Raw genomic sequence first — 8,073 nt, forward strand, 5'->3', positions numbered from 1 at the left:
GTCGCCGTGCTCGGCGCGGTGCTCTCCACCGTCTACCGCGACGGCATGGCCGACAAGCTGGACCGGCTGCCGACCGAGGCGCTCCCACGGGCCCTTCCGCATGCGGTGCGCCGTCCGGACGGCGCACCGGCTCAGGCCTTCTTGGCGCACTCCTGGCAGGTGCCGAAGATCTCCAGGGTGTGCGCGATGTCGCTGAACCCGTGTTCGGCGGCGACCGAGTTGGCCCAGCGCTCGACGGCCGGCCCCTCCACCTCGACGGTGGCGCCGCAGCTCCGGCAGACCAGGTGGTGGTGGTGCCCGCTGCTGCACCGGCGGTAGACGGCCTCGCCGTCGGCGGTGCGCAGCACGTCCACCTCGCCCGCGTCGGCGAGCGACTGCAGGGTGCGGTAGACCGTGGTCAGGCCGACCGAGTCACCGCGGTGCTTGAGCATGTCGTGGAGCTCCTGCGCGCTGCGGAAGTCCTCGATCTCGTCCAGGGCCGCCGAGACGGCGGCACGCTGCCGGGTCGAGCGGGCGCGCGGCGACGGGCCTGCGGTGGTCACCGTGGGTCCTCCTGGGGGTGTGGGCGTCTCGCACCTCATTGTGCCAGCCCTGCCCTCCGCCCCGGAGCGGTCGCGTCGGACGGGGCCGGTGCGGGCAGTTGGACGTCGCAGACCTGCGGTCCGGCGTCGGGTGCGGTCCGGTGCCGGCGGCGGGCGAGCGGGGCGGCGAGCGCGCCGAAGACCGCGAAGAGGACGATGGCGAGCAGCACGATGGCCGGGCCGGGGGGCAGTTCGGCCTGGTACGAGCCGGTGACGCCGGCCAGTGAGACGACCACGCCGAGGGCGATCGAGGCGGCCTGGGTGGCGGCGAAGGAGCGGGTGAGCTGCTGGGCGGCGACCACCGGGACCACCATCAGTGCGCTGACCAGCAGCAGGCCGACGACGCGCATGGCGACGGTGACGGTGACCGCGGCCATCACGGCGAGCAGCAGGTTGAGGGTGCGGACCGGCAGGCCGGTGACGCGGGCGAAGTCCTCGTCCTGGCAGACCGCGAAGAGCTGGCGGCGCAGGCCGACGGTGACGGCGATGACCACGGCGCCGAGGACGGCGATGGTGACCAGGTCGGCCGGGTCGACGGTGAGGATGGAGCCCCAGAGGTAGCTCTCCAGGTTGGTGGCGCTGCCCTGGGGGGACTTGGAGACCAGGAGCTTCCCGCAGGCCATGCCGCCGTAGAAGAGCACGGCCAGGGCGATGTCCCCGCGCTGGTTGCCGCGGGAGCGGACCAGTTCCATGGTGACGGCGCCGAGCACGCAGACCAGGACGGCCATCCAGACCGGGCTGGTCTGGAAGACGAAGCCGAGGCCGACGCCGGTCATCGCGACGTGGCCCATGCCGTCGCCCATCAGCGCCTGCCGCCGCTGCACCAGGTAGATGCCGACGGCGGGTGCGGTGAAGCCGACCAGCACGGCGGCGATCAGGGCGCGCTGCATGAAGTCGTAACTGAGCATCTCGGTCATGCCAGCAGTCCCTGGGGGTGGTGGAAGTCGGCGTGGGGGTGGACGTGGTCGTGGCCGGGCAGGGCGTGCAGGCCGGTGTTGGGGACGGGCGGGCCGTCGTGGGCGACGCAGCCGTCGCGGAGCAGTACGACGCGGTCGATCAGCGGCTCCAGCGGCCCGAGTTCGTGCAGTACCAGCAGGACGGCGGCGCCGCGGGCGACCTCGGCGCGCAGCGTGTCGGCGAGCACCTGCTGGCTGGCGGCGTCCACGCCGGCCATCGGCTCGTCCATGATCAGCAGGTCGGGGGAGCCGACCAGGGCACGGGCGATCAGCACCCGCTGCTGCTGGCCGCCGGAGAGGTCGGCGACGCCGTCCCGGGCGCGGTCGAGCATCCCGACGGCGGCCAGGGCGCGGTCCACCGCGTCGCGGTCCTTGCGGCGGAACGGCAGCAGCCGGTGCTGGGGCAGCCGCCCGGTGGAGACCACCTCGCGGACGGTGGCCGGGACGCCGGAGGCGGCGGTGGTGCGCTGCGGCACGTAGCCGATCCGGTGCCAGGCGCGGAACCGGGCGAAGGGCGTGCCGAACAGCTCCAGGCCGCCCTGCTCCAGCGGGACGGCGCCGATGACGGCCTTGACGGTGGTGGACTTGCCGGAGCCGTTGGCGCCGAGCAGGGCGACGACCTCGCCGGGGTTCACGGTGAGGTCGACGCCGCGCAGCACCGGCCGGCCGCCGCGGGAGGCGACGGCGTTGCCGAGACGGACGGCCGGGGGTGTCGGGTGGGTCATGGCGTGCTGTCGTCCCGTCAGCTGGTGGTCGCGGGGGTGGTCGCCGGGGCGGCGGCAGGGGTGCCGGGGGCGGCGGCGGTCGCGCCGAGCGCGGCCCGGAGGTTGGCGAGGTTCTGCCGCATCACCGTCAGGTAGTCGTCCTTGGCGGGCTCCTTGACGCCCTCCAGGGGGTCCAGGACGGCGGTCTTGAGGCCGAGGTCCTTGGCGACGGTCTCGGCGAGCTTGGGGCTCACCAGGGTCTCGAAGAAGACCGTGGTGGCGCCGTTGTCCCTGGCGGCCTTCTGCACCTCGGCGAGGCGGGCCGGGGTGGGCTCGGACTCGGGGTCGACGCCGTTGATGGCGACCTGGGTGAGGCCGTAGTGGTCGGCGAGGTAGCCGAAGGCGGCGTGGCTGGTGACGAAGGTCCGGGACGTGGCGTCCTTCAGGCCGGCCTTGAAGTCCTCGTCCAGGGCGGTCAGCCGGGCGACCAGCTCGTCGGCGTTCTTCCGGTAGTCGGCGGCGTGGGCCGGGTCGGCCTCGGCGAACCCGGCGCCGACGCTCCTGGCGACCGCCGCGTACCGGGTGGGGTCGAGCCAGATGTGCGGGTCGCCGGCGGGGCCGGCGTGGTCGTGCCCGTCGCCCTCGGCGTGGCCCTCGTCGAGGTGGTGGTCGGCGAGCGGGGAGGCCGCGGTGGCGTCGACCGCGCGCTTGGTGCCGGAGACGGCCTTGTCGACGGTGGGCTGCAGGCCCTTGAGGTAGACGACGGCGTCGGCCTTCTTGACGCGGGCGACCTGCTTGGCGGTGAGCTCCAGGTCGTGCGGCTCGACGCCGGCCGGGGTGAGGTCGGTGACCTTCACGTGCTCGCCGCCGATCTGCGCGGCCAGGAACTCCATCGGGTAGAAGGAGGCGACGACGTCCAGCTTGCCGTCCGAGCCCTGGGCCTTGCTCTCGCCACCGCAGGCGGTGAGCAGCAGGGTGCCGGAGAGGGCGGCGGCGGTCAGGGCTATGGCAGTGCGGACAGGTCGTCGGATCATCATGACAACCATTCTCAGGTTAGATGGAAATGATTGTCAAATCACTCGGACGGGTGAACGGGGGGTGGCGACCAGTGGGGGCGGACCGGTCCTCACGACGAGTGGGAGGGGGCGGGCGATACCGATTTGAACCACCTACCCATGAGGCCGGTAACCTGAGGTATTCGGGTACGCGCAACCAGCCGTGCCCTGACCGTGCCGTCGTACTGAAGAGAGCACTGTGGCCGCCGACAAGATCGACACGATCGTCAGCCTGAGCAAGCGCCGTGGCTTCGTCTACCCCTGCAGCGAGATCTACGGCGGCACGCGTGCCGCCTGGGACTACGGGCCGCTGGGCGTCGAGCTGAAGGAGAACATCAAGCGCCAGTGGTGGCGCGCGATGGTCCAGGCCCGTGAGGACGTCGTCGGACTCGACTCGTCGGTGATCCTGGCCCGCGAGGTCTGGGAGGCCTCCGGCCACGTCGCCACCTTCAACGACCCGCTGACCGAGTGCCTCTCCTGCCACAAGCGCCACCGGGCCGACCACCTGGAGGAGAAGTACGAGGCCAAGCACGGCTTCCCGCCGCCGAACGGCCTCAAGGACATCAACTGCCCGGACTGCGGCACCAAGGGCTCCTTCACCGAGCCCAAGGACTTCTCCGGCATGCTGAAGACCCACCTCGGCGTCACCGAGGAGGCGAGCGGCCTGGCGTTCCTGCGCCCGGAGACCGCCCAGGGCATCTTCACCAACTTCAAGGCCGTCCAGACCACCTCGCGCAAGAAGCCGCCGTTCGGCATCGCCCAGACCGGCAAGAGCTTCCGCAACGAGATCACCCCCGGCAACTTCATCTTCCGGACCCGTGAGTTCGAGCAGATGGAGATGGAGTTCTTCGTCAAGCCGGGCGAGGACGAGCAGTGGCACGAGTACTGGCTCCAGCAGCGCTGGGACTGGTACGTCGACCTCGGCCTGCGCACCGAGAACATGCGCTTCTTCGAGCACCCGAAGGAGAAGCTCTCCCACTACGCCAAGCGCACGGTGGACATCGAGTACCGCTTCAACTTCGGCGGCAGCGAGTTCTCCGAGCTCGAGGGCATCGCCAACCGCACCGACTACGACCTCACGGTGCACAGCGAGGCCTCCGGCCAGGACCTCAAGTACTTCGACCAGGAGTCCGGCGAGCGGTACTTCCCGTTCGTCATCGAGCCGGCGGCGGGCCTCAACCGCGCCATGCTGGCCTTCCTGATCGACGCCTACTTCGAGGACGAGGCGCCGAACGCCAAGGGCGTCATGGAGAAGCGCGTCGGCATGCGGCTCGACCCGCGTCTGGCCCCGGTCAAGGTCGCGGTGCTGCCGCTGTCGCGCAACGCCGACCTCTCGCCGAAGGCCCGCGGCCTCGCCGCCGACCTGCGCACCGCGTGGAACGTCGAGTTCGACGACGCCGGCGCGATCGGCAAGCGCTACCGCCGCCAGGACGAGATCGGCACCCCGTTCTGCGTCACCGTCGACTTCGACACGCTTGAGGACAACGCGGTGACCGTCCGCGACCGCGACACCATGTCGCAGGAGCGGGTCTCGCTGGACCAGGTGAAGTCGTACCTGGCGGCCCGCCTGATCGGCTGCTGACGACCGACCGTCCTGCCGGGGAGCCCCCCGTCCGCCTCCGGGCGGGCGGGGGGCTCCCTGCGTCGGTGGGGCGCCGCACGCCTTAGCGCCGGCCCCAGCGGGAGCGGGCCGGGGCGGCCGGGGTGGTGGGCAGACCGGCCGTGCGGAGGGCGGCGAGGGTGGTGCGGTGCCGCCCCGCGTCCTCGGCCAGGGCCGCCAGCAGCGCGTCGTACAGCTCCGGGAGGCCGGTCAGCGCGTCGGCGAGCCGGACCAGTTCGGCCGGCGGCCGCAGCGCCACCAGCTCGCGCAGCAGCACGGCGGGCAGCGGTGCGGGCAGTGTCGAGGCCAGCGCGGTGAGGTCGGCGGTGGCCCGCCCGGCCGCCTGGCGGAGCAGCGTCCGGGCGTCGGCGGAGCGGCCGGCCCGTTCCAGCGCGGCGGCGAGGGCGGCCAGTCCGGCGGTCGGGGCGGAACCCCACTCCCAGAGCAGGGTCGCGCTGTCGGCGTGCTGCCCGGCGCGTTCCAGCGCCGCCAGCAGCGCCGGCAGGGTGTCGGGCGGGTAGCTCCAGAGGGCGTGGAACAGTTCGGTGGCCTCCTCGCCCAGGCCGGCCGCGCGGAGGGCGGCGAGGGTGCCGGCGGCCTGGCCGGGAGTGCCGCGGGCCGCGCCCCGGGCCAGCTGGAGGGAGGCGCCGGGCGGGCCGCCGCGGACCAGCAGGCCGGCCAGGTGGGCGGTGTCGGGCGGGAGGAGCAGGGTGGCCGCCTGGCCGAGCAGGGCGGCGGTCTCCGGGGCGGCGCCCTGGCGGTGCAGGGTGGCGATCCGTTCGGCGAGGGCGGCGAGCTCGGCGGGGGAGCGGCGGCGGGGGGCCTTCGGGGCCGGGGGCGGCGGCGGGGGCGGGACCGCCTCGGTTTTGGCTGGGCCGGGCGGGGCCGGCGGCTGCGGTGTCTTCGGCCGGCGCTCGGGCCGGGGGCGGGCCTTGCCGAAGCGGGCGCCGGTGACCGGGGGCGGCGGCGGGGGAGCCGGGTGCTGTTCCGGCCCGGCCGTGGGGGCGGGGGTTTCCTCGTAGGCGCCGTCGAAGCGGGCGCCGGTGGGCCGGCGGGGGCCGGGACTGCGGGGCGCCGGCTGGCGCAGGCGGTCCTCCAACGCCGTGAGCTGCTCGCTCAGTTCGAGGCAGCGGGCGCCGAGTCCTTCGCGCAGCGTCCGCGCCTGCGCCAGCTGCCGCAGCAGCTCCCCGTCCGGCCGCTGCCGCTCCGGCACGGCCTGCAAGGCCTCGGCCAGCCGCCGTTCACGTTGATTGGCGTACTGCCGGGCTCGTAGTAACTCGTCCAGTTCCTCCCGGAGTTCGAGCGCGTCCTGCTCCGTCTCGCCGGTGTGCTGACCTGTGGGTTGTCCTGTGTGCCGTATTTGCATGATCGCCGCACCCTGTCCATCTCGACCCTGACTGCGGGTCATCCTGGCGTCGGCATACGGCGGCCGCGTTACGGCAGTGCGTCCAACGGTTTGCGAGTGGTGTCCAGGAGCCCGCAGACGGTGACGGCGGTGAGCAGTGCGGCGGTTGCGGCGCGCAGCAGGGCCGCCTCGTAGTACGCGGCCGCGGACCAGTGGGCGGCGAGCAGGCCCGCCATCGCCCCAGTCAGGGCGGGTAGTGCCAGCCGGAGCGCGACCCGCGCGGTGGCGGCGGCCAGCACCACCACCCCGGCCGCGGCGGCCAGCCGGGGCGTGCCGAAGGTGCCGGCGTAGCGGATCGCGAGGGCGGGGGCGAGAAAGAGCACGAGCCCGGCGCGCAGACCGTCCGCGAGCGCCGTCCCGGCCGGCCCGTGCGGGTGGTCGCGCCGCGGCACGAACCGGGTCACGGTGAGGACGGCCACCGCGGCCAGTGCCCCCGGCAGCCGGTCGCCGAGCCGGGCCGGGTTGTAGAGCAGCACGGTGTCGTACAGCGCGAGCATCAGGGAGCCGTAGGCCCAGAGGTCGATCGCGAAGAGGAACAGCCGCGGCGGACGGGGGGCGGTGTCCGCCTCGCGCGCCGCGATCCGGGCGAGGAGCGGCGGGGTGACGAGCGCCGACAGCACCCGGAGGGCGATGTCGTCCACCGTGTACGGATTGCGCAGGTCCCACTCCACGGCGCAGAACGCGACGGTGTACGACGCGGCGGCGAGCGGGACCAGCGGGGAGCGGGCCACCCGGACGTACAGCCCCCGGTCGAGCCGGCGCAGTACGGCGGCGAACGCCAGCAGGACGAGCGGCAGTTCGAGGAAGGCCTGGACGCGCAGGACGGACGGCGCGAGCAGCTCGGGGGCGGGCGTGTGCGCGGCGACCCGGTCGACGAACGGATTGCCGCGCGGCACGGCGAACCAGCCGGGCGGCAGGTACTGCGCGATGAACGCCGTGCTCCCGCCGTGCACGCGCTGGACGTAGACGGCGAAGGCGAGTTGGTTGAGGAGGATCAGCGCCACCACGGCCGCGAGCAACGCCTCCGGCCCGGGTGTGCGCCGGCGTCCGGGCCGGGGCTTGCGTCCGGGCGGGGCGTCGTGCCCGGCCGGGCTCTCGCGCCGCAGCACCTTCGGGGCGAGGAGGAGTGCGGCGCCCACCGAGACGACCACCGCGCCGTCCAGCACGGGGGCGATCGTGCTCACCGCGCCAGCCGGGTGCGGGCCTCCATCAGGGCGAACCCGAGCAGGTTCTCCCCGCGCCAGGCGGCCGGCCGCTGCGCCCGTTCGTCGTCCGCCGCGAGCCCGATGCCCCAGAGCCGGTCCACCGGGCTGGCCTCGACCAGGACGCGGTTGCCGGTGCCGAGGAGGTAGGCGCGCAGGGCCTCGTCCTGCCCGAACTTGGCGACGTTGCCCCGGACGACGAGCTCGAACCGCGCGGCGGCCCAGGCGGGTTCGTGGAACCCCCGGACCAGCCGGCCCAGCTTCTTCGCCTCGGCCGGGGTGCGGGCCTCCAGGATCCGGGGCACGATCTCCTCGTCCCCGAACAGCCGGGCCTTCCCGGCCATCATCCAGTGCTCGGCGGTGGCGTACCGGACCTCGTCGACGGTGAACGCGGACGGCCACCACTGGCTCAGCGAGCCCGGCCCGACCGACCCGTCCTGCCGCGGCCGGTGCCCCCAGAACATCAGCCACTTCGGCGGTCGCCCAGCGCGGCACCGTGGTGATGAAGGTCGAGGTCTTCGGCACGCAGCCGGTGGACCCCGAGGTCGTCAAGGGCATGGCCAAGCAGCA

General features: G+C 73.8%; 8 protein-coding genes. 1 reads left to right on the forward strand and 7 read right to left on the reverse strand.

Features of this window, described 5'->3' with window-relative positions:
- Positions 1–131: 131 nt before the first annotated feature.
- Genes ABZ885_RS31455 through ABZ885_RS31470 form a run of 4 tightly spaced genes read right to left on the reverse strand, consistent with a single transcriptional unit; the run spans position 132 to position 3,278 of the window.
- Positions 132–542, reverse strand: a complete 411-nt coding sequence (locus ABZ885_RS31455) for a Fur family transcriptional regulator (RefSeq protein WP_360196096.1) — start codon at positions 540–542, stop codon at positions 132–134.
- Positions 543–577: 35 nt separating this feature from the next.
- Positions 578–1,498: a metal ABC transporter permease gene (locus tag ABZ885_RS31460; RefSeq protein WP_360196098.1), complete on the reverse strand. Its 921-nt coding sequence runs from the start codon at positions 1,496–1,498 to the stop codon at positions 578–580.
- Positions 1,495–2,262: a metal ABC transporter ATP-binding protein gene (locus tag ABZ885_RS31465; protein ID WP_360196100.1), complete on the reverse strand. Its 768-nt coding sequence runs from the start codon at positions 2,260–2,262 to the stop codon at positions 1,495–1,497. The genes ABZ885_RS31460 and ABZ885_RS31465 overlap by 4 nt, the downstream gene beginning before the upstream one ends.
- A gap of 17 nt (positions 2,263–2,279) precedes the next feature.
- A complete protein-coding gene (locus tag ABZ885_RS31470; RefSeq protein ID WP_360196103.1) occupies positions 2,280–3,278 on the reverse strand; it encodes a metal ABC transporter substrate-binding protein in 999 nt (332 codons plus the stop codon).
- 217 nt (positions 3,279–3,495) lie between these two features.
- Here ABZ885_RS31470 and ABZ885_RS31475 point away from each other — a divergent pair, with 217 nt between their 5' ends.
- Positions 3,496–4,878: a glycine--tRNA ligase gene (locus ABZ885_RS31475; RefSeq protein ID WP_360196106.1), complete on the forward strand. Its 1,383-nt coding sequence runs from the start codon at positions 3,496–3,498 to the stop codon at positions 4,876–4,878.
- 82 nt (positions 4,879–4,960) lie between these two features.
- Here the strand turns inward: ABZ885_RS31475 and ABZ885_RS31480 are convergent, their stop codons facing one another.
- From ABZ885_RS31480 to ABZ885_RS31490, 3 genes are all read right to left on the reverse strand, one after another.
- Complete coding sequence (locus ABZ885_RS31480; protein WP_360196109.1) at positions 4,961–6,262, reverse strand: hypothetical protein; 1,302 nt, start codon at positions 6,260–6,262, stop codon at positions 4,961–4,963.
- Positions 6,263–6,330: 68 nt separating this feature from the next.
- Positions 6,331–7,485 (reverse strand): hypothetical protein, encoded by a 1,155-nt coding sequence (locus tag ABZ885_RS31485; protein ID WP_360196112.1) that lies wholly within the window; start codon positions 7,483–7,485, stop codon positions 6,331–6,333.
- The gene (locus ABZ885_RS31490) at positions 7,482–7,967 is read right to left on the reverse strand and encodes an NADAR family protein (RefSeq protein ID WP_360196115.1); all 486 of its coding nucleotides are present in this window, start codon (positions 7,965–7,967) and stop codon (positions 7,482–7,484) included. The genes ABZ885_RS31485 and ABZ885_RS31490 overlap by 4 nt, the downstream gene beginning before the upstream one ends.
- Positions 7,968–8,073: the final 106 nt, after the last annotated feature.

It is taken from the genome of Kitasatospora sp. NPDC047058 (genome assembly GCF_040643935.1).
GTDB lineage: Bacteria > Actinomycetota > Actinomycetes > Streptomycetales > Streptomycetaceae > Kitasatospora.